The sequence below is a fragment of the Rhodopseudomonas palustris genome (assembly GCF_003031265.1).
GTDB lineage: Bacteria > Pseudomonadota > Alphaproteobacteria > Rhizobiales > Xanthobacteraceae > Rhodopseudomonas > Rhodopseudomonas palustris_H.
In genome coordinates this window covers 3,890,345-3,911,101 of record NZ_CP019966.1, presented here as the reverse complement: position 1 = coordinate 3,911,101, position 20,757 = coordinate 3,890,345, and the positions used below count along the sequence as shown (strand labels likewise).

The following is a 20,757-nucleotide window of genomic DNA, read 5'->3' as shown; positions in this document are numbered from 1 at the left end:
CGAACGACGGTTAGTTCGGGCCGCCGGCTTTAGGCGCCCGATAGGCGGCGAGGAACATCGCGGTGGCGCTGTCGACCACGCCCGCAATCCGCGACGGCGAGGGCGGCTCCGACGTCTGAAAGATGAACGGCAGAAACAGCGTCGCCTGACAAGCCTGCATGAACTGCGCGGCGGCGAGTTCGCAATTGTCGATCTGAAGCACGCCGGCCCCGACCTGGGCCTGCAGATAACGCCCGAACCGGCCGATGGTGTTGGCGATCACCCGCTCGTAGTAGCGCCGGCCGATTTCCGGCATCCGCTCGGCGATGGCCATCACGGTGCGGATCGCGGAAGCGCCGCGCGGATTGCAGATCAGCGCGATATAGGCGTTGCCGAATGCGCGCAGCGTCGCTTCGATATCCCTGTCGGGCGCGAATTCGAACGACAGCATGCCTTGCGCCAGGCTCTCCTGCTCGACGATCTCGCAGAACAGCGAATTCTTGTCGGCGAAATAGACGTACAGCGTGCCTTTGGATACGCCCGCGGCGCGGGCGATCTCGCCCATGCTGGCGCCGTCGAAGCCGAACTCCAGAAACACCGCGCGGGCGCCGTCGAGGATCTGGCGCCGCTTGGCGCTGTCCTCGTCGCTGTGAATTGCCGCCGCCGCTGTGGTTGCAACCATTGGTTCAGCCTGTCCTGCAAAATCAGTGGGGGTCGAACGAGGGCAGAAACGCAAGACTGCTACCCTGATGCCAGGAACTTAAGTTGACCGAACCGTTCGGTCAATGGTAGATCAGGGTGACCTGCTAGGGGTACCAGTCTGGCAGGCTCTTTTGTCGTGCGAGCTGAGTTCAGGAGAACCCGATGTCCGGACGCGACCAAGCTGCCCGCGTGCTGCGCTCCGAGCCGGAGAACGGGGAGGCGGTAGCGGCCGCCGGCACGCCCGCGCATCCGGCTGCGCCACACGGCGCGCCGTCGCAGGCCGAGGCGCTGCGCTCGCTGCTGGAAGATCCCTCGACGCTGAAGCTCGCCGATCCGCCCGAGCCCGAAGCGGAGTCGGAGCCGGTGGCGCCGGCCGCGCGTCCGGGCGCCGCCGCCAAGCCGCCGAGCAAGAAGAAGTTCGTGCTGATCGGTGTCGGCATCGCGGCGCTGGCCGCGCTCGGTTACTTCGGCACGCAGTACATGCTGGTCGGCCGTTTCATGGTCGGCACCGACGATGCCTATGTCCGCGCCAACAACACCACGCTCGGTGCCCGCGTGTCCGGCCACATTGCCGCGATCCTGCCGCGCGACAATTCCGAGGTGAAGGCCGGCGACATCGTGTTCCGGATCGACGACGGCGACTACAAGATCGCGGTGGACTCCGCGCGCGCCAAGATCGCCACCCAGGAAGCCACCATCGCCCGGATCGGCCGCCAGGTCGCCGCGCAGCAGAGCGCGGTGGAGCAGGCGCAGGCGCAGCTCGCCTCCGCCGAAGCCGCCGCCAAGCGTGCTGACCTCGATTTTGATCGCCAGCAGGCTCTGAGCACCAAGGGCTTCGCTTCGCGTGCGGTGTTCGAGACCTCGCAGGCGAGCCGCGACCAGAGCGCCGCTTCGGTGCTGGCCGCCAAGGCGGCCTACGACGCGGCCCGCGACAATGTCGAAGTCACCAAGGCGCAGCAGACCGAAGCCCGCGCCCAGCTCACCGAGCTGCAGAGCGCGCTGGCCAAGGCCGAGCGCGATCTCGCTTTCACCAATGTGCGCGCGCCGGTGACCGGCGTGTTCTCCAACCGCCTGGTCAATGTCGGCGACTACATCAACGCCGGCCAGCGCCTCGCCAATATCGTGCCGCTCGACGGCGTCTATATCGATGCCAACTTCAAGGAAACCCAGCTGCGCCGACTGAAGCCCGGGCAGAAGGTCGGCATCTCGGTTGACGCGTTCTCCAGCCGCAAGATCGAAGGCACCGTCGACAGCCTGGCGCCGGCGGCCGGACAGGTATTCACCCTGCTGCCGCCCGACAACGCCACCGGCAACTTCACCAAGATCGTGCAGCGCGTTCCGGTGCGGATCCGCGTCCCCGCCGACGTCGCGCGCGAAGGGCTGCTGCGTGCCGGCATGTCGGTCTATGTCGACGTCGATACCCGGACCGGCGACGCCAAGTAATTCTTTTCTGTCAGCGTTGTTGCGAGGAGCAAAGCGACCAAGCCATCCAGCCCCGTGCACCGAGTCCTGGATTGCTTCGCTTCGCGCGCAATGATGGAAATTCTGTTCGATTATTGACGGCCGCTCAGGTCGGGCGCTGAGAACGTAGCAATGTCCGCGACAACCACGGCAGATACACCGATCGCGGCGCCCGCCGAGCCCTCCGAACACGTCCCGGCGACGCGCCTGATCGCGTTTCTGATCATGGTGTTCGGGATGTTCATGTCGATCTTGGACATCCAGATCGTCTCGGCATCGCTGTCCGAAATCCAGGCCGGTCTGTCGGCGTCATCGTCCGAAGTCTCGTGGGTGCAGACCGCGTATCTGATCGCCGAAGTGATCGCGATTCCGCTGTCCGGCTTCCTGTCGCGCGCGCTCGGCACCCGGAATCTGTTCGCGATCTCGGCCGCCGGCTTCACCTTCGCCAGCCTGATGTGCGGCTTCACCTCGTCGATCGCCGAGATGATCGTGTGGCGCGCGATCCAGGGCTTCCTCGGCGCCGGCATGATCCCGACCGTGTTCGCATCGGCCTACACGGTGTTTCCGCGCTCCAAGTTCAACATGGTCGGCCCGATCATTGGTCTCGTCGCCACGCTGGCGCCGACCATCGGCCCGACGGTCGGTGGCTACATCACCGACCTGATGTCGTGGCACTGGCTGTTCTTCATCAACATCGTGCCCGGCATCGGCATCACCATCGGCGTGCTGGCGCTGGTCGATTTCGACGAGCCGCATTACGAGTTGCTCGATCATTTCGACTGGTGGGGCCTCGGCTTCATGGCCGGCTTCCTTGGTTCGCTCGAATACGTGCTGGAAGAGGGCCCGCGCAACGACTGGTTCAACGACGAGTCGATCTTCATCTTCGCGATCGTCTGCGCGGTCTCGGCGGTGGCGTTCTTCTGGCGGGTGCTGACCGCGCGCGAGCCGATCGTTGACATCCGCGCCTTCACCGACCGCAATTTCGCGATCGGCTGCATGTTCCAGTTCTGCGTCGGCATCGGGCTGTACGGCCTGACCTACATCTACCCGCGCTATCTCGCCGAAGTGCGCGGCTACAGCGCGCTAATGATCGGCGAGACGATGTTCGTCTCCGGCATCGCGATGTTCTGCACCGCGCCGCTCGTCGGCCGGCTGATGGCGCTGGTCGACATGCGGATCCTGATCGCCATCGGCCTGATCCTGTTCGCTGGCGGCACCTGGCAAATGACCTGGATCACCCGCGACTTCGATTTCTACGAACTGCTGTGGCCGCAGATCTTCCGCGGCGTCGGCATGATGATGGCGATGGTGCCGGTCAACAACATCGCGCTCGGCACGCTGCCGCCGCACCGGGTCAAGAACGCCTCCGGCCTGTTCAACCTGACTCGTAACCTCGGTGGCGCGCTCGGGCTGGCGCTGATCAACACCATTCTCGACAGCCGCACCGACCTGCACATCTCGCGGCTGCACGACAAGGTGAACTGGGGCAACGCCCAGGCGGTCGAATTGCTCAACACCTTCACCCAGCGCTTCCAAGGCATGGGCGACGCCTCGATGATGGCGCTGAAACAGCTCACCGCCATCGTCCACCGCCAGGCCGTGGTGATGAGCTACGGCGACGCCTTCTTCCTCCTGACGGTGTTCTACCTTGGCCTGACCACGCTGGTGTTCCTGCTCGCCAAGCCGGCCAACCCGATGGCCGGGCCGGGCGGCGGAGGAGGGCATTGAGGCATCGCGGCTTCCGGCCAATCTGTTTGCCGATGCAATGCCATTTCGTCATTGCGAGGAGCGAAGCGACGAAGCAATCCAAGCCGCATGTGTGGCGCTGGATTGCTTCGCTTCGCTCGCAATGACGTTGCGGGCGCCGAAGCATCAAATGGCGAAGGGCCCGACGTTTCCGCCGAGCCCTTCATTCTTAGAAGTATCAGCCGGCCTGTAAGCCGGGTTCTGGAGGGCACCGCTTCCTTGCGGAGGCGATACGCGACGGCCATTCCTCTGGGACACTGTTTGCACAGCGCCTCGAGCAACCTACCCGGACGGCAAGCCTGACATCGCCCTGCGGAGTTATTGCTGCAAGCAGCAAACTATCCGCGATGCCGTCCCTATTCGGTTTTGCTCCCGGTGGGGTTTACCATGCCGTCCCCGTTGCCGGCGACGCGGTGCGCTCTTACCGCACCTTTTCACCCTTACCCGCCGTCGCAGCTTGCGCTGCTATGGCGCGGCAGGCTTGAGAGCTTGTCGCGCCGAAGCCCCGAAGGGCGTAGGCGGGCGGTTCGTTCTCTGTGGCACTTTCCCTGGGGTCGCCCCCGCCGGACGTTATCCGGCACCGTATGTCGATGGAGCCCGGACTTTCCTCCCCGGCGGCCTTTCGGCGCTTGCCGGAGCGGCCGTCCAGCCGACTGACGCGGCAAGCCATGCGGGCTCGGGCCGCGATCGTCAAGCCGCAAGTGGTGTGGAAGAAGCGCTCAGCCGAGCGCGGCGACGGCGCGGGCTTCGACCGGCAGCCGGTCGAGCAGCGCATGCAGCGTCGCCAGCGTCGAGGCGTCGGCAATGCCGTCGACCTTTTCCGGGCGGAAGTGACGCTGGAACGCGGTGACGACGTCGGTGGTGGCGTGGTCGTAGCTGCCGTTGACCGGGACGCGGTAGCCATAGTCGGCCAGCGCCTGCTGCATCAGCCGCACTTCATCGCCCTCGGTGCCTTGCTTCAGCGCCGGCCCTGGCACGATCCGCGCCGGTTCGACCCACAGGCCGACGCCGGAGGCGGCGAGCGACCGCCACGGAAACTTCTCGCCCGGATCCTTCTTGCGCGCCGGCGCCACGTCGGAATGGCCGACGACGCGGTGCGGCGGCACATCGCGGCGCAGGATGATGCCGCGGCACAGCGCGATCACCGCCGCGATCTGGCGCAGCGGATAATCGGGATAGCCCCAATCGTGGCCGCGATTGATGATCTCGATGCCGATCGAGCAGGAGTTGATGTCTTCTTCGCCGGCCCAAGAGGCGACGCCGGCGTGCCAAGCGCGCTTGGTTTCCGGGACGCATTGCAGGATCCTGCCGTCTTCGAGCACAACGTAATGCGCCGAGACTTCGGTGCCTGCCTTGCACAGCCGAGTGAGCGCGCCTTCGACATCGGGCATGCCGGTGTAGTGCAGGACGATCATGTCCGGACGGCGCGCTTTATTGCGCTCGCCGTAATTCGGCGAGGGCAGCACGTCGGACACCATCGACGAGTCGGGCGTGAAGGTCTGCATAGACAGCATGCCCTTGGGCAAAGGGAGGCCGCGTCGACGTTTCGACTCCAGACCAGCGGACGCTAACGAACCTGACAACATCGGATAACTCAATACTGGCAGGACCACGGCGAAGCTGACCGACGCCGACTGCAACATCCGATTTACTATCTGAGTCCCTTGGGTCTCCTGCAACGCGCTGTCTTCACGATTTTGCCATTTTCTGTGGACGAGCGCGGGTTCGCCGTCCTGCAGCGCAGCGAAAATGCCTGCGAGCGATGCCGCGTTCCTCGGCGCGGGAAGACGGACAGCCGTCAACGGTTTCTTAAGCGTAAGCGCCGTTACTGAGTGGTGAACAGCCGGTGTCAAATTGCCGGCAATATTTCCTGTGACGCCCCATAAGCCGATGGCAATCCATCAGATTCCACGCGGAGAGCCGGGTTCGTCGGTCGCCTTGGTCGGCTGGCGTGGCGCTCCGCCGGCGGAATGGGACGAGGCGAGGCACGATGGGCCGATTGCCCTGCAGCAAGCCGACGATCAGCCGAACCGGTTTCCGCTCCACGCGGGACGGACGGGGCTTTGCCGCGGCCGGGGCGATCGCATGAAGCCGTCCGACGCGCGCCATATTCCGGTGCTCGGCCCTGAAGCGGTCGGCCTGCTCGCGCCGCGCGACGGCGGCATCTATGTCGACGGCACGTTCGGGGCCGGCGGCTACACACGGCTGATCCTTCAGACCGCCGGCAGCCGCGTGATTGCGATCGACCGCGATCCGACTGCGATTGCCGGAGGCGCCGATCTGGTTGCCGAGTCCGGCGGCCGGCTGACGCTGGTGCAGGACCGGTTCTCCAATCTGGCCGACGTCTGCGCCGCGCGGGGCGCCGCGACCGTCGACGGCGTGGTGATGGATATCGGCGTGTCGTCGATGCAGCTCGACCAGGCCGAACGCGGCTTCTCGTTCCGGTTCGATGGGCCGCTCGACATGCGGATGGGGCGCGATGGACCGAGCGCGGCCGATGTCGTCGCGCGCGCGTCCGAAACCGATCTCGCCAACATCATCTACATCTTCGGCGAGGAGCGGTATTCGCGCCACGTCGCCCGCGCCATCGTGGCGGCGCGGAGCGAAACGCCGATCACGACGACCAAGGCGCTCGCCGACATCGTCGCCAAGGTGGTGCGCGCCAAGCCGGGTGAGATCCATCCGGCGACCCGAACGTTCCAGGGGCTGCGGATCTTCGTCAACGAAGAGCTCGACGAGCTGCACCAGGCGCTCGACGCTGCCGAGCGCGTTCTGAAGCCGGGCGGGCGGCTCGCGGTGGTGTCGTTCCATTCGCTGGAAGACCGCATCGTCAAGGCCTTCCTGACCGAGCGCAGCAAGACCGGCGGCGGTTCGCGCCACCTGCCGGAAGTCGCGCAGGCGGCGCCGAGCTTCACGCTGCTCAGCAAGCGGCCGATCGTCGCCGGCGACGCCGAGGTCGCCGCCAACCCGCGCGCGCGCTCCGCCAAGCTGCGCGGCGCCGAACGCACCGAAGCCCCTGCGCATGCCGCCGGCGATCTGCCGGGATGGCCGACGCTCGCCAGCGTGATGAGGGCCGGGCGATGATGCGGCTCGTGCACGTGCTGGTGATCGGCATGCTGGTGTTCGCAGCGGCCTATGTGTACCGGATCAAGATGGAGTCGACGGTGCGCACCGAGAAGGTGCTGCAGATCCAGGCCGAGCTCCGCAAGGAGCGCGAGGCGATCGCCCGGCTCCGCGCCGAATGGGCCCAACTCGACTCGCCGGGCCGGCTGCAGGGCCTCGCCACCCGCCATCTCAAGCTCAAGCCGGTCGGCGCGCGGCAGTTCGACTCGCTGAAGAACCTGCCCGAGCGGCCACCGGCCGTCGTCGATCCGAGCGCTCCCGATCCGATCGCATCGATGATCGAAAAGATCGATCCCGACATCGTCACCGGCTCGCTGCCGGCTCCGGAGCCTGCCCAGTGACCGATCCTTCGCTGCCGCTCGTCGGCCACCACGTCAAATGGCGCCAACGGCTGATCCGCAGCCTGATCTACGGCAAGGACGTCGATCGCGACGGCAAGGCGCGCGCCCGTGTCGGCCTGGCGATGATCGCGTTTGCGGCGGTGTACGGCATCATCGCGTTCAAGCTGTCGATGATCGCGGTGTTCGGCGACGGCCACGGCGCGCGCCGCACCGGCTCGCAGGACGCGGTCGCAACCGCGCGGCCGGACATCGTCGATCGCAACGGTCAGGTGCTGGCCACCGACGTCAAGACGCCGTCGCTGTTCGGCGAGCCGCGCCGGCTGATCGATCAGGACGAAGCGGTCGAACTGCTCACCGCGACGCTGCCCGACCTCGAAACGCAGGAAGTGCGCGAGCGCCTGGCGTCGAAGAAGGGCTTCGTCTGGTTGAAGCGTGAAATCACGCCGCGCCAGCAAGCCGAGATCAAGAAGCTCGGCATTCCCGGCATCGGCTTCCTGCGTGAGAACAAGCGCGTCTATCCGAACGCCGCCGAAGTCTCCCACCTGATCGGTCTGGTCAACATCGACAACCAGGGCATCGCCGGCATCGAAAAATGGCTCGACAACAACGGCCTTGCCGACCTGCACCGCGCCGGCTTCGCGTCCGACCGGATGCAGCGCCCGATCGAGCTGGCGCTCGACGTCCGCGTCACCCACGCGCTGCGCGACGAGCTGATCAAGGCCAAGGAGAAGTACAGCGCCAAGGCGGCGTCGGGTCTGGTCTCCAACGTCAAGACCGGCGAGATCGTCGCGATGGTGTCGCTGCCGGACTTCGATCCGAACAACCCGCGCGAGGCCAACGATCCCGACCGCATCAACCGGCTGACCACCGGCGTCTATGAAATGGGTTCGACCTTCAAGACGCTGACGCTGGCGATGGCGCTCGATGCCGGCAAGGCGACGCTGCATTCGATGTACGACGCACGCGGGCCGCTGCACTACGGCAAGTTCAAGATCCACGACTCGCACAATATGGGCCGCGCCATCTCGCTGGCCGAAGTGTTCACCTATTCGTCGAACGTTGGCGCGGCGCGCGTGGCGCTATCGATGGGCGTCGAGGCCCACAAGGCATTCTTGAAGAAGGTCGGCCAGCTCGACCGGCTGCGCACCGAGCTGCCGGAAAGCGCGTCGCCGATCGTGCCGAAGCGCTGGAGCGAACTCAACACCATCACCATCTCGTTCGGCCACGGCGTCGCGGTCGCGCCGCTGCAGGCGGTGATGGGCATCAACGCCATGGTCAATGGCGGCTATCTGATCCCGCCGACCTTCCTGAAGCGCACCGAAGAGGATGCCAAGAAGCTCGGCAAACGGGTGATCAAGACCGAGACCAGCGACAAGATCCGCTACCTGATGCGGCTCAACGCGGAGGTCGGCACCGCCAAGACCGCCGACCAGATCGCCAAGGGCTATTACATCGGCGGCAAGACCGGCACCTCGGAGAAGGTGGTCAACGGCCGCTACGCCAAGAAGCAGGTGCTGAACTCGTTCACCGCGATCCTGCCGGCGGACAATCCGCAATATCAGGTGCTGGTGATGCTGGACGAGCCGAAGGCGCTGCCGGAGACCCACGGCTTCATCACCTCGGGCTGGAATGCCGTGCCGACCGGCGGCAAGGTGATCGAGCGAATCGCCCCGCTGCTCGGAATCGAGCCGCGGTTCGATCTGCCGCCGCCCGACCGCCTTATTCTTGCGTCATCGAGGGCCGGCCAGTAGCCGCGCGGCCTGCCGCGACGGCGCCATCCCTGCCGTTTTGCGCCGCGCGCTGCTTGCGTTAAAAGCCTCGCAGGCGTGAGAACATCTGTCTCGAATCGGACGCCCCAGGACCATGAAGCTTCGCGACCTCTTCAGCGCTGAGGCCGACATCGCCGCGCCGGCGGCCGATCTCGCCATCGGCGGGATCGCCGTCGACAGCCGCGCGGTGAAGCCGGGCGACCTGTTTTTCGCGCTCGCCGGGGCCAAGACCGACGGGGCGCGGTTCGTCGCGGCGGCGGTCGCAGCCGGCGCGGTGGCGGTGGCCGGCGAACACCGGCCGGAGGGCGACCTCGCGGTGCCGTTCGTGCAACTGTCCAATCCGCGCCTGGCGCTGGCGCAGGCCGCGGCGCGGTTCTACCCGCGCCAGCCGGAGGTGATCGCGGCGGTCACCGGCACCAGCGGCAAGACCTCGGTCGCGGCGTTCACCCGGCAGATCTGGCAGCGGCTCGGCCATGCCTCCGCCAGCATCGGCACTATCGGTCTCGTCACCCCGACGCGCAGCGTGTATGGCTCGCTGACGACGCCCGACCCGATCGCGTTGCATCGCTCGCTCGACGAGATCGCGCGCGAGGGCATCACCCATCTGGCGCTGGAAGCCTCGTCGCACGGGCTCGATCAGTTCCGGCTCGACGGCGTTCGCGTCGCGGCGGGCGGGTTCACCAACCTGTCGCGCGACCACATGGATTATCACCCCACCGTCGCGCACTATCTCAACGCCAAGCTGCGGCTGTTCCGCAATCTGGTGCAGGATGGCGGCGCCGCGGTGATCTCCGCCGATCACGATTGTTCGGCCGAAGTCATCGAGGCGGCGCGTGCGCGCGGCCTGCGACTGATCACCATCGGCCGCAATGGCGATCCCGACGCCGGCATCAAGCTGATCGATGCCGCTGTCGAAGGCTTTGCGCAGACGCTCGACGTCGAACATGAGGGGCGGCGCTACACCATCAAGCTGCCGTTGGTCGGCGAATTCCAGATCGAAAACGCGCTGGTCGCGGCCGGCTTGGTGATCGGCACCGGCGGCGATGCGGCCGCAAGCCTCGCCGCGCTCGAACATCTCGAAGGTGCGCCGGGCCGGCTCGATCTGGTCGGCGCCCGAAACGGCGCGCCGGTGTTCGTCGACTACGCGCACAAACCGGATGCGCTTGCCAAGACGCTGCAGGCGCTGCGGCCCTATGCGAAACGCAAGCTGGTGGTGGTGTTCGGCGCCGGCGGCGATCGGGACTCCGGCAAGCGGCCACTGATGGGCGCGATCGCGGCCGAGAATGCCGACGTGGTGATTATCACCGACGACAATCCGCGCAGCGAAGATCCGGCGACGATCCGCGCCGCCATCCTCGCGGCCGCGCCCGGCGCACGCGAGATCGGCGACCGCGCCGAGGCGATCCGCATTGCCATCAGCGAATTACAGCCGGGCGATGCGCTGCTGATCGCCGGCAAAGGCCATGAAACCGGGCAGATCGTGGGCGACCGCGTGCTGCATTTCAGCGACCACGACGCCGCGAAAGCGGCGCTATCAGCGAGCGCCGTATGAGCAAACAACCGCTTTGGACCTCCGACGCGATGGCGGAGGCGATGGCCGCGACGCGCAGCGGCACGCTGCCGCGCGACGTGTTCGGGATTTCGATCGACAGCCGCACGCTGGCGCCTGGCGACGCGTACTTCGCCATCAAGGGTGATGTTCACGACGGCCACGACTTCGTCGCCGCGGCACTGAACGCCGGCGCGGCGCTGGCGGTGGTGGAGAAGGCGCAGCGCGACAAGTTCGCTGCCGACGCGCCGCTTCTCGTCGTTGAAGATGTACTTGAAGGTCTGCGCCGGCTCGGCGTCGCGGCGCGCTCGCGCCTCTCGGCCAAAGTCATCGCGGTGACCGGCTCGGTCGGCAAGACCTCGACCAAGGAAGGCCTGCGCGGCGTGCTCGGCGCGCAGGGCGCGACCCACGCCTCGGTGGCGTCGTTCAACAATCACTGGGGCGTGCCGTTGTCGCTGGCGCGCTGCCCGGCGGACACCCGGTTTGCGGTGTTCGAGATCGGCATGAACCACGCCGGCGAGATCGAGCCGCTGGTGAAGATGGTGCGGCCGCACATCGCGATCATCACCACGGTTGAAGCGGTGCATCTCGAATTCTTCTCCGGCATCGAGGGCATCGCCGATGCCAAGTCGGAGATCTTCACCGGGCTCGAGCCGGGCGGCATCGCGGTCTTGAATCGCGATACGCCGATGTTCGACCGGCTGTGCAGCAATGCGCTGCGCGCCAATGTCGGTCGCATCGTCACCGTCGGCGCCGATCCGGCCGCCGACGCGCGGCTGCTCGATGTCGCGTTGCATGCCGACTGTTCGGCCGTGCATGCCAGCATTCTCGGTCACGACGTCACCTACAAGCTCGGCATGCCGGGCCGGCACATGGCGCTGAATTCGCTCGCAGTGCTGGCTGCCGCCGAGCTTGCCGGCGCCGACCTCGCGCTCGCCGCGCTGGCGCTGTCGCAGGTTGCGCCCGCCGCCGGCCGCGGCGTCCGCAAGCCGCTGTCGGTCGGCTCCGGCGAGGCGACGCTGATCGACGAGAGCTACAACGCCAATCCGGCCTCGATGGCGGCGGCGCTCGGCGGTCTCGGCCGCGCCGAGGTCAGCGGGCAGGGGCGTCGGATCGCCGTGCTGGGCGACATGCTCGAACTCGGCCCGCGCGGCCCGGAGCTGCACCGGGGCCTCGAAGAGGCGGTGCGGGCCAATTGCATCGACCTGGTGTTCTGCTGCGGCCCGTTGATGCGCAATTTGTGGGACGCCCTTTCCTCCGGCAAACGAGGGGGCTATGCAGGCGACGCGGCCGCGCTCGAATCCCAAGTCGTCGCCGCAATCCGAGCTGGCGACGTCGTGATGGTGAAGGGGTCGCTCGGTTCGCGCATGAAAACCATTGTCACCGCGCTCGAGAAGCGCTTCCCCGACACGACCGCACGCGACGACGCTGCGGTGTAAGGCGGCTTGAATGCTCTATTGGCTGATCGACCTCTCCAGCTCGTTTCCGGCGTTCAACGTCTTCCGCTACATCACTTTCCGCACCGGCGGCGCGATGGTGACCGGGGCGCTGTTCGTGTTCATGTTCGGCCCATGGATCATCGACAATCTGCGGCTGCGCCAGGGCAAGGGTCAGCCGATCCGCACCGACGGCCCGCAATCGCACCTGATGACCAAGAAGGGCACGCCGACGATGGGCGGCCTGATGATCCTGTCGGGACTGACGGTCGGCACCGTGCTGTGGGCCAATCCGCTCAATCCCTATGTCTGGATCGTGCTGGCGGTGACGCTCGGCTTCGGCTTCGTCGGCTTCTACGATGACTACATGAAGGTGACCAAGCAGACCCACGCCGGCATCTCCGGCCGCACCCGTCTGCTGATCGAATTCACCATCGCGGGCGCGGCGTGTTTCGCGCTGGTGTGGCTCGGGCGCGCGCCGCTGTCGAGCTCGCTGGTGATTCCGTTCTTCAAGGAAGTGATGCTCAATCTCGGCTGGGCGTTCATCGTGTTCGGCGCCTTCGTGGTGGTCGGCGCCGGCAACGCGGTGAACCTGACCGACGGCCTCGACGGCCTCGCGATCGTGCCGGTGATGATCGCTGCGGCGAGCTTCGGCTTGATCTCGTATCTGGCCGGCAACGCGGTGTTCGCCGAATATCTGCAGATCAACTACGTCGCCGGCACCGGCGAACTTGCGGTGTTGTGCGGCGCGCTGCTCGGCGCCGGCCTCGGCTTCCTGTGGTTCAACGCACCGCCGGCCTCGATCTTCATGGGCGACACCGGCTCGCTGGCGCTCGGCGGCATGCTCGGCTCGATCGCGGTCGCGGTGAAGCACGAGATCGTGCTGGCGGTGATCGGCGGCCTGTTCGTGCTCGAAGCGGTGTCGGTGATCGTGCAGGTCGCCTCGTTCAAGCTCACCGGCAAGCGCGTGTTCAAGATGGCGCCGATCCACCACCACTTCGAACAGAAGGGCTGGACCGAGCCGCAGATCGTGATCCGGTTCTGGATCATCGCCGTGATGCTGGCGCTCGCCGGCCTGTCGACGCTGAAGCTGCGGTGACGTTGTTAATGCGATCGAGCAGGCACAGCCTCATCCTGAGGAGCGGTCCGCAGGGCCGCGTCTCGAAGGATGTGCCAAATAATCATCCTTCGAGACGCGCGCTGGCGCGCGCTCCTCAGGATGAGGTCGTCCTTGTAGTCGGAGCGTCAGCATGATCCCCGTCACCTCTTTCGCCGGTCAGTCGGTCGCGGTGTTTGGGCTCGGCGGGTCGGGGCTGGCGAGCTGCCATGCGCTGAAGGCTGGCGGCGCCGAAGTGATCGCGTGCGACGACAATCTCGACCGCATGGTCGAGGCGGCGCAGGCCGGCTTTATCACCGCGGATCTGCGCAATCTGCCGTGGACGAATTTTGCCGCACTTGTGCTGACGCCCGGCGTGCCGCTGACCCATCCGGCGCCGCATTGGACGGTGCTGAAGGCGCAGGAGGCCGGCGTCGAAGTGATCGGCGACGTCGAACTGTTCTGCCGCGAGCGCAAGGCGCATGCGCCGCGCGCTCCGTTCGTCGCGATCACCGGCACCAACGGCAAGTCGACCACCACGGCGCTGATCGCGCATCTGCTGCGCGAGGCCGGCTGGGACACCCAGCTCGGCGGCAATATCGGCACCGCGATCCTGTCGCTGGAGCCGCCGAAGGACGGCCGCGTCCATGTGATCGAGATGTCGTCGTATCAGATCGACCTGACGCCATCGCTCGATCCGACCGTCGGCATTCTGCTCAACGTCACCGAGGATCACATCGACCGCCATGGCACCATCGAGCACTACGCTGCGGTGAAGGAGCGGCTGGTCTCCGGCGTGCAGGACGGCGGCACGTCGATCATCGGCGTCGACGATGAGTTCGGCCGCGCCGCGGCGGACCGGATCGAACGCGCCGGCAAGCGCGTGGTGCGGATGTCGGTGCAGGGGCCAGTGACGTCTGGCATCACAGCCGATCTGGAAACGATTCGCCGCATCGACGGCGGCAATTCTACCGAAGTCGCCAAGCTCGGTGGAATCGGCTCGCTGCGCGGGCTGCATAATGCGCAAAACGCCGCGGCCGCTGCAGCCGCGGTTCTGGCGCTCGGCGTCTCGCCGCAGGTGCTGCAGCAGGGCCTGCGCAGTTTCCCGGGCCTCGCACACCGGATGGAGCAGGTCGGCCGCCAGATTGGCGAGAAGGGGACGACGCTGTTCGTCAACGACTCCAAGGCCACCAATGCCGATGCGGCTGCGAAGGCGCTGTCGTCATTCGGCGAGATCTTCTGGATCGCCGGCGGCAAGCCGAAGACGGGCGGCATCGAGAGCCTGGCCGAGTATTTCCCGCGTATCCGCAAGGCCTACCTCATCGGCCAGGCCGCGCAGGAATTCGCCGCCACACTGGAAGGCCGGGTGCCGTACGAGATCAGCGAAACCCTGGAAGTTGCGGTCCCCGCCGCCGCGCGCGATGCCGCAGCATCGGGACTGGCCGAGCCGGTCGTGTTGCTGTCGCCGGCCTGCGCCTCGTTCGACCAGTTCCGCAATTTCGAGCTCCGCGGCACCAGGTTCCGCGAACTGGTGACAGCTTTGGAGGGTGTTGCGGCGGTGTGAGGCCGGCGCTGCGCCGCCAAACTCACGCCCGTCATCGCCCGCGCAGGCGGGCGACCCAGTATTCCAGGGCGTTTCGACTGAAGAGATAGGCTCTGGGATACTGGATCCCCGCCTTTGCGGGGATGACCGTGGAGGGGGATGAAAGCGGAGTGTGGGATAGGGCGGGGCAGCCGTTCACATCCTCGATTCCGCGCCATCGCATTAACCCCTTGGCAACCACGTGGGCGCACCAATGGGCGACCTCTTTGCCCAGGATCGCCGATGATCTCCCGTGACCAACGCACCCCGTTCAGCGAATGGTGGTGGACCGTCGACCGCGTGCTGCTGGTGGCGCTGATCGCGCTGATGCTGGCGGGCGTGATCCTGTCGCTGGCGGCGTCGCCGCCGGTCGCGACCCGGATCGGGCTCGATCCGTTCCACTTCTTCAACCGCCACGTTCTGTTCCTGGCGCCGTCGCTGATCGTGCTGATCGGGGTGTCGTTCCTGTCGCCGCGACAGATCCGGCGTTCGGCGCTGATCGTGTTCGTGCTGGCGATCGGGCTGATCGTGGCGACGCTGCTGTTCGGGCCGGAAGTGAAGGGCGCGCGGCGCTGGATCACGCTGGTCGGTATCAACATCCAGGCCTCCGAAATTGCCAAGCCGTCGTTCGTGATCCTGGCCGCCTGGCTGTTCTCGGAAGCGGCGCGGCGGCCGGAGATGCCCGCGACGTCGATGGCGATGATGCTGCTGCTGTCCCTGGTGTCGCTGCTGGTGATGGAGCCGGACTTCGGCCAGACCATGCTGGTGCTGATGGTGTGGGGCGCGCTGTTCTTCATCGCCGGCATGCGGATCGTTTGGGTATTCGGTCTCGCCGGCGCCGCCGCGGGCGGACTATTCACCGCCTATCTGTTCGTTCCGCACGTCGCCGGCCGTATCAAGCGGTTCATGAATCCGGCCTCCGGCGACACCTTCCAGGTCGACATGGCGAGCGAAGCGTTCAGCAATGGCGGCTGGCTCGGCCTCGGCCCCGGCGAAGGCATCGCCAAGCGCAGCCTGCCGGATAGCCACACCGACTTCGTCTATGCGGTCGCTGCCGAAGAGTTCGGCATCGTGCTGTGCCTCGCGCTGCTCGCGCTGTTCGCCTTCATCGTGCTGCGCACGCTGTCGCGCGCCTATCGCAGCGAGGATCTGTTTTCGCGGTTCGCCGCCTCGGGGCTGGCGATCCTGTTCGGCGTGCAGGCCGCGATCAACATGGCGGTGAATCTGCAACTGATCCCCGCCAAGGGCATGACGCTGCCGTTCATCTCCTATGGCGGCTCGTCGATGGTGTCGCTGGCCTACGGCGTCGGCATGATGCTGGCGCTGACGCGGCAGCGGCCCAAGACCGAAGTCAATGCGATCGAGGCGGCGGGAAGCTACGCGTGAGGCCATGACCGACGCTCCCCTGATCCTGCTCGCCGCCGGCGGCACCGGCGGCCACCTGTTTCCGGCCGAAGCGCTCGGCGTGGTGCTGATCCAGCGTGGATACCGCGTCCGCCTGATCACCGACCATCGCGCCACCCGCTACAGCGGGCTGTTCACCGCCGAGATGACCGACGTGGTGCCGAGCGAGACGGTGCGCGGCCGGACGCCGTGGGCGCTGGCGAAGACCGCGCTGAAGCTCGGCTCCGGTGCGCTGCTCGCCTTCAATTTGATCGGGCGGCTCAAGCCGGCTGCGGTGGTCGGGTTTGGCGGCTATCCGACGCTGCCGCCGCTGCTCGCTGCGACCTGGCGCCGAGTGCCGACGCTGATCCACGAGCAGAACGCGGTGATGGGCCGCGCCAATCGCTTTCTGGCGCCGCGGGTCGACGCCATCGCCACCGGTTTTCCCGGCCATGAGACCGCCTGGCCGGCGCTCGCCGCGAAGATCGCCAATACCGGTAATCCGATCCGTCCAGCCGTCGCCGACGCTGCGACTGTCGCCTACGACCCGCCGACCGTTGGCGGTCCGCTGCGGGTGCTGGTGTTCGGCGGCAGCCAGGGCGCCCGGGTGATGGCCGACATCGTGCCGCCGGCGCTGGAGAAACTGGATCCGGCGCTGCTGCGCCGGCTGGTGCTGACCCAGCAGGTCCGCGACGAGGACATGGGCCGCGTCCGTGCGGTGTATGACCGTCTGCAGCTGAACTGCGAGCTGGCGCCGTTTTTCACCGATCTGCCGCAGCGGTTGGCGTCGAGCCAGCTTGTGGTGTCGCGTTCCGGTGCCGGCACCGTTGCCGAACTGGCGGCGATCGGCCGGCCCGGCATCCTGGTGCCGCTGCCGGGTGCGCTCGACCAGGACCAGTTCGCCAATGCCGGCGTGCTGACCGCGGCGGGCGGTGCGCTGCGCATCGTTCAACCGGATTTTACCCCGGACCGACTCGCGGCCGAGATCACCGCGCTGGCCGCCGATCCGGCCAAATTGGCCCAAATGGCCGCCGCGGCGCGCCAAATTGGCCGTCTGGATGCCGCCGAACGGCTCGCCCACGTAGTCGGACGGGTCGCGAAGGTCTAAGGCCGGGCGGACGAAAACCTCGCAAGGGCGCATTTGCCGGACTTGTCCCGGCCATCCCCGTCTTGCATGAAGTGACCCTGAATCGGAAATGCCCGTGACCATCCGGGCACGACCAGCAACGATAGAGACCCTCCCCATGAGATTGCCGCGCCATATCGGACCCATCCACTTCGTCGGGATCGGCGGTATCGGCATGAGCGGCATCGCCGAGGTACTGTGCAATCTCGGCTACACCGTGCAGGGCTCCGACGCGTCGGAAAGCGCCAACGTCAATCGGCTGCGCGAAAAGGGCATCCAGATCCACGTCGGCCACCAGGCCGACAACATCAAGGGCGCCGACGTGCTGGTGGTGTCGACCGCGATCAAGCGCGACAACCCCGAACTGCTCGCGGCGCGCGCGCAGCGGATTCCGGTGGTGCGCCGCGCCGAGATGCTGGCGGAGCTGATGCGGCTGAAGAGCTGCGTCGCCATCGCCGGCACCCACGGCAAGACCACCACCACCTCGATGGTGGCAGCATTGCTCGACGCCGGCGATCTCGATCCGACCGTGATCAACGGCGGCATCATCAACGCCTACGGCACCAATGCGCGGCTCGGCGGCGGCGACTGGATGGTGGTCGAAGCCGACGAGAGCGACGGCACCTTCCTCAAGTTGCCGGCCGATGTCGCGATCGTCACCAACGTCGATCCCGAGCATCTCGATCACTTCAAGACCTTCGACGCGGTGCAGGACGCCTTCCGCAATTTCGTCGAGAACGTGCCGTTCTACGGCTTCGCGGTGATGTGCATCGATCATCCGGTGGTGCAGACGCTGGTCGGCAAGATCGAAGACCGCCGCATCATCACGTACGGCGAGAACCCGCAGGCGGACGCGCGGCTGCTCGATCTCGCGGCCAGCGGCGGCGGCTCGACCTTCAAAGTCGCATTCCGCGATCGCAAGGCAGGCACCGCGCACGAGATCGCCGATCTCAAGCTGCCAATGCCGGGCCGCCACAACGCGCTCAACGCCACCGCTGCGATCGCCGTGGCGCACGAGCTCGGCCTGTCCGATGACACCATCCGCAAGGCGCTCGCGGCGTTCGGCGGCGTGCGCCGTCGCTTCACCAAGACCGGCGAATGGAACGGCGTCACTATCATCGACGATTACGGCCACCATCCGGTCGAGATCGCCGCGGTGCTGAAGGCGGCGCGGCAGTCGACCTCGGGCAAGGTCATTGCCGTGGTGCAGCCGCATCGGTTCAGCCGGCTGCAATCACTGTTCGAAGAATTCTGCACCTGCTTCAACGATGCGGACGCCGTGATCGTCGCCGACGTCTATCCGGCCGGCGAGGCGCCGATCGAAGGCATCGACCGCGATCACTTCGTGCTCGGCCTGCGCGCCCACGGCCACCGCGATGTCGTCGCGCTGCAGGATTCTGCGTCGCTTGCTGGCGTCGTCGCCGGCCTCGCCCACAGCGGCGACTACGTCGTCTGCTTAGGGGCGGGCAACATCACCCAATGGGCCTACGCACTGCCCGGCGAATTGAAGGCGCTGGGTTGATGGAGCAGCGGACCGCTGCCGCAAGGGTTCTCGTCCCGTCATGGCCGGGCGCGTCCCGGCCATCCACGTGTTTGGCCGTAAGCGTATGAGTTTTCCCGATCTCACGCCCGACCTGAAAGCCGCGATGCCGGAGCTGCGCGGGCGGCTGCTCGGCAACGAGCCGCTGGCGCCGCTGACCTGGTTTCGTGTCGGCGGGCCGGCGCAGGTGCTGTTCACGCCGGCCGACGAGGATGATCTCGGTTACTTCCTGTCACGGCTGCCGGCCGAGATTCCGGTGATGTGCCTCGGGCTCGGCTCCAACCTGATCGTGCGTGACGGCGGGCTGCCGGGGGTTGCGATCCGGCTGTCGCCGCGCGGCTTCGGCGAGCATCGCGTCGAGGGCGAAGTGGTCCATGCCGGGGCCGCCGCGCTCGACAAGCGTGTGGCCGAAACCGCAGCCGCTGCTCAGCTCGGCGGACTGGAATTCTACTACGGCATTCCCGGCTCGATCGGCGGCGCGCTGCGGATGAACGCAGGCGCCAACGGCCGCGAGACCAAGGACGTGCTGATCGATGCCACCGCGTATGATCGCAGCGGCACGCGCAAACTGTTTGACAACGCCGCGATGCAGTTCTCGTATCGCCACAGCGGTGCTGATCCGGCGCTGATCTTCACCTCTGCGCGGCTGCGCGGCACGCCGGCGACGCCGGATCACATCCGCGCCAAGATGAACGAAGTGCAGGCGCATCGCGAGCTGGCGCAGCCGATCCGCGAGAAGACCGGCGGCTCGACCTTCAAGAATCCGCCCGGCCAGAGCGCGTGGCGCCTGATCGATGCTGCGGGCTGCCGCGGCCTCAGAATCGGCGGCGCGCAGGTGTCGGAGATGCACTGCAATTTCCTGATCAACACCGGCGAGGCCACCGCCGCCGATATCGAGACGCTCGGCGAGACCGTGCGCACCCGCGTCAAGGCGCAGTCCGGCGTCGAGCTGCAGTGGGAAATCAAGCGGATCGGCGTCGCGCCCGAAGGGGGCTGAGCCGGCTGCCGCACGCGATCAACTCAGCAGAATTGCAAAGCGACGCGAGTGCCGCACCTCATGGTTTTTGAGGTGAGGGAGCTGGCGTCGCGTTGGGAGGTAGTTCGGGCGTATCCGGCAGCGACAGCACGTGCTTGAGCGGGATTGCCGACACCTGGAACACGCCGCTGAATGGATCTTCCTGCAGCGCGATCAGCCCGAGTGCGACGATCGCGCCGGTGGCGAAGACCGAAAGCGCCGCCGACATCGCACGCGGCTTATCGAGATGCACCAGCGCGATCGCGATTTGGGTGATCACGCCGAGGAGCAGTACGGAGATCCACTTCAGGTCGCTGGTGCGATCGATCGACAGGCTGATCCGGGTATTGCGTGAGGTGCCGGCCCGCACCGCGGAGCTGAGCAGCGCCACATGCACCGCCGCGCCGGAATCGCGGGTGATCGCCGGTGAGCTGATTTCAGTCAGCATCTGATCGTAGGCGAGGCTGGTACGCGGCGCGGCGAAACCGTTCACCGTCGGCCATTCGTCCTTGAGCACCGACGCCACATAGGCTTTCAACGCGACGCGGATGGCTTGCATGTCCGACACCGAGGCAACGCTGAGCGTATAGACGTTCTGCAGTTCGCCGGCCTCGGTCTGCACCGCGCGCGACGCCTGTCGATTGCGTTCGGCGACATCGTAGCCGAGGAAGCCGGTCAGCAATCCGAACAGCACTGCGACCGACGAGAAGAACGGCGCCACCACGCCCTGCAATCGCGCGATCGGTCCGCGCAGCGGCGAGACGAACACCACCACGATCAGCACGGCGGCGACGCCGTAGTACAGCAGCGCCAGCGTCGCAAAGGTTCCAAACGGCGGAAGGTCGAGCCAATCTCGGATCATCTGTTTCTCTTTGTTTCCCCGCAACGGCGCGAAACTGCACCGACGCG

Annotated in this window: 16 protein-coding genes and 1 other RNA gene; 13 read left to right on the top strand and 4 right to left on the bottom strand. The window is 66.7% G+C overall.

Features of this window, described 5'->3' with window-relative positions:
- Positions 1–10 precede the first annotated feature (10 nt).
- Entirely contained in the window at positions 11–661 is a 651-nt protein-coding gene (locus RPPS3_RS18205) for a TetR/AcrR family transcriptional regulator (RefSeq protein ID WP_107345316.1), read from the bottom strand.
- Positions 662–843: 182 nt separating this feature from the next.
- Between RPPS3_RS18205 and RPPS3_RS18200 the strand changes: the two genes are divergently transcribed.
- Positions 844–2,124: an HlyD family secretion protein gene (locus RPPS3_RS18200; protein WP_107345315.1), complete on the top strand. Its 1,281-nt coding sequence runs from the start codon at positions 844–846 to the stop codon at positions 2,122–2,124.
- Positions 2,125–2,274: 150 nt separating this feature from the next.
- Complete coding sequence (locus RPPS3_RS18195; protein WP_107345314.1) at positions 2,275–3,870, top strand: DHA2 family efflux MFS transporter permease subunit; 1,596 nt, start codon at positions 2,275–2,277, stop codon at positions 3,868–3,870.
- 192 nt (positions 3,871–4,062) lie between these two features.
- Here the strand turns inward: RPPS3_RS18195 and rnpB are convergent.
- Positions 4,063–4,545, bottom strand: an RNA gene (gene rnpB, locus RPPS3_RS18190) — RNase P RNA component class A.
- A 62-nt stretch (positions 4,546–4,607) separates the two neighbouring features.
- Positions 4,608–5,474 carry an N-acetylmuramoyl-L-alanine amidase gene (locus RPPS3_RS18185; RefSeq protein WP_107346676.1) on the bottom strand — a complete coding sequence of 289 codons (867 nt, stop codon included), beginning with the start codon at positions 5,472–5,474 and terminating at the stop codon, positions 4,608–4,610.
- 499 nt (positions 5,475–5,973) lie between these two features.
- On the opposite strand from RPPS3_RS18185, the gene rsmH reads away from it, so the two are divergent.
- From rsmH to murB, 11 genes are all read left to right on the top strand, one after another.
- On the top strand, positions 5,974–6,972 hold the full coding sequence (gene rsmH, locus RPPS3_RS18180; protein ID WP_107346675.1) for a 16S rRNA (cytosine(1402)-N(4))-methyltransferase RsmH: 999 nt from the start codon (positions 5,974–5,976) through the stop codon (positions 6,970–6,972).
- Positions 6,972–7,352 (top strand): cell division protein FtsL, encoded by a 381-nt coding sequence (gene ftsL, locus RPPS3_RS18175; protein ID WP_199851840.1) that lies wholly within the window; start codon positions 6,972–6,974, stop codon positions 7,350–7,352. Before rsmH ends, ftsL begins: the two co-directional genes overlap by 1 nt.
- Positions 7,349–9,103: a peptidoglycan D,D-transpeptidase FtsI family protein gene (locus tag RPPS3_RS18170; protein ID WP_107345313.1), complete on the top strand. Its 1,755-nt coding sequence runs from the start codon at positions 7,349–7,351 to the stop codon at positions 9,101–9,103. Before ftsL ends, RPPS3_RS18170 begins: the two co-directional genes overlap by 4 nt.
- A 112-nt stretch (positions 9,104–9,215) precedes the next feature.
- Entirely contained in the window at positions 9,216–10,673 is a 1,458-nt protein-coding gene (locus RPPS3_RS18165) for a UDP-N-acetylmuramoyl-L-alanyl-D-glutamate--2,6-diaminopimelate ligase (protein ID WP_107345312.1), read from the top strand.
- Entirely contained in the window at positions 10,670–12,109 is a 1,440-nt protein-coding gene (locus RPPS3_RS18160) for a UDP-N-acetylmuramoylalanyl-D-glutamyl-2,6-diaminopimelate--D-alanyl-D-alanine ligase (protein WP_107345311.1), read from the top strand. Before RPPS3_RS18165 ends, RPPS3_RS18160 begins: the two co-directional genes overlap by 4 nt.
- A gap of 10 nt (positions 12,110–12,119) precedes the next feature.
- On the top strand, positions 12,120–13,205 hold the full coding sequence (mraY, locus tag RPPS3_RS18155; protein ID WP_107345310.1) for a phospho-N-acetylmuramoyl-pentapeptide-transferase: 1,086 nt from the start codon (positions 12,120–12,122) through the stop codon (positions 13,203–13,205).
- A gap of 151 nt (positions 13,206–13,356) precedes the next feature.
- Positions 13,357–14,766 (top strand): UDP-N-acetylmuramoyl-L-alanine--D-glutamate ligase, encoded by a 1,410-nt coding sequence (murD, locus tag RPPS3_RS18150; protein WP_107345309.1) that lies wholly within the window; start codon positions 13,357–13,359, stop codon positions 14,764–14,766.
- Between the two features lie 261 nt (positions 14,767–15,027).
- Positions 15,028–16,170: a putative lipid II flippase FtsW gene (gene ftsW / locus RPPS3_RS18145; RefSeq protein WP_107345308.1), complete on the top strand. Its 1,143-nt coding sequence runs from the start codon at positions 15,028–15,030 to the stop codon at positions 16,168–16,170.
- A 4-nt stretch (positions 16,171–16,174) separates the two neighbouring features.
- Entirely contained in the window at positions 16,175–17,275 is a 1,101-nt protein-coding gene (murG, locus tag RPPS3_RS18140) for an undecaprenyldiphospho-muramoylpentapeptide beta-N-acetylglucosaminyltransferase (protein ID WP_107345307.1), read from the top strand.
- Between the two features lie 136 nt (positions 17,276–17,411).
- Complete coding sequence (gene murC, locus RPPS3_RS18135; RefSeq protein WP_012496964.1) at positions 17,412–18,815, top strand: UDP-N-acetylmuramate--L-alanine ligase; 1,404 nt, start codon at positions 17,412–17,414, stop codon at positions 18,813–18,815.
- An 85-nt stretch (positions 18,816–18,900) separates the two neighbouring features.
- Positions 18,901–19,830: a UDP-N-acetylmuramate dehydrogenase gene (gene murB / locus RPPS3_RS18130; protein ID WP_107345306.1), complete on the top strand. Its 930-nt coding sequence runs from the start codon at positions 18,901–18,903 to the stop codon at positions 19,828–19,830.
- A gap of 58 nt (positions 19,831–19,888) precedes the next feature.
- Here the strand turns inward: murB and RPPS3_RS18125 are convergent, their stop codons facing one another.
- Positions 19,889–20,710, bottom strand: coding sequence for a DUF4239 domain-containing protein (locus RPPS3_RS18125; RefSeq protein WP_107345305.1), 822 nt, complete (start codon positions 20,708–20,710; stop codon positions 19,889–19,891).
- Between the last annotated feature and the right edge of the window lie 47 nt (positions 20,711–20,757).

Bases quoted from the DNA above. Each gene is read 5' to 3' on its own strand.
- murB (WP_107345306.1), top strand. From the start codon at position 18,901: ATGAGTTTTCCCGATCTCACGCCCGACCTGAAAGCCGCGATGCCGGAG.
- murG (WP_107345307.1), top strand. From the start codon at position 16,175: ATGACCGACGCTCCCCTGATCCTGCTCGCCGCCGGCGGCACCGGCGGC.
- rsmH (WP_107346675.1), top strand. From the start codon at position 5,974: ATGAAGCCGTCCGACGCGCGCCATATTCCGGTGCTCGGCCCTGAAGCG.
- RPPS3_RS18200 (WP_107345315.1), top strand. From the start codon at position 844: ATGTCCGGACGCGACCAAGCTGCCCGCGTGCTGCGCTCCGAGCCGGAG.
- ftsW (WP_107345308.1), top strand. From the start codon at position 15,028: ATGATCTCCCGTGACCAACGCACCCCGTTCAGCGAATGGTGGTGGACC.
- RPPS3_RS18125 (WP_107345305.1), bottom strand. From the start codon at position 20,710: ATGATCCGAGATTGGCTCGACCTTCCGCCGTTTGGAACCTTTGCGACG.
- murC (WP_012496964.1), top strand. From the start codon at position 17,412: ATGAGATTGCCGCGCCATATCGGACCCATCCACTTCGTCGGGATCGGC.
- murD (WP_107345309.1), top strand. From the start codon at position 13,357: ATGATCCCCGTCACCTCTTTCGCCGGTCAGTCGGTCGCGGTGTTTGGG.
- RPPS3_RS18165 (WP_107345312.1), top strand. From the start codon at position 9,216: ATGAAGCTTCGCGACCTCTTCAGCGCTGAGGCCGACATCGCCGCGCCG.
- mraY (WP_107345310.1), top strand. From the start codon at position 12,120: ATGCTCTATTGGCTGATCGACCTCTCCAGCTCGTTTCCGGCGTTCAAC.
- RPPS3_RS18185 (WP_107346676.1), bottom strand. From the start codon at position 5,474: ATGTTGTCAGGTTCGTTAGCGTCCGCTGGTCTGGAGTCGAAACGTCGA.
- RPPS3_RS18205 (WP_107345316.1), bottom strand. From the start codon at position 661: ATGGTTGCAACCACAGCGGCGGCGGCAATTCACAGCGACGAGGACAGC.
- ftsL (WP_199851840.1), top strand. From the start codon at position 6,972: ATGCGGCTCGTGCACGTGCTGGTGATCGGCATGCTGGTGTTCGCAGCG.
- RPPS3_RS18160 (WP_107345311.1), top strand. From the start codon at position 10,670: ATGAGCAAACAACCGCTTTGGACCTCCGACGCGATGGCGGAGGCGATG.
- RPPS3_RS18195 (WP_107345314.1), top strand. From the start codon at position 2,275: ATGTCCGCGACAACCACGGCAGATACACCGATCGCGGCGCCCGCCGAG.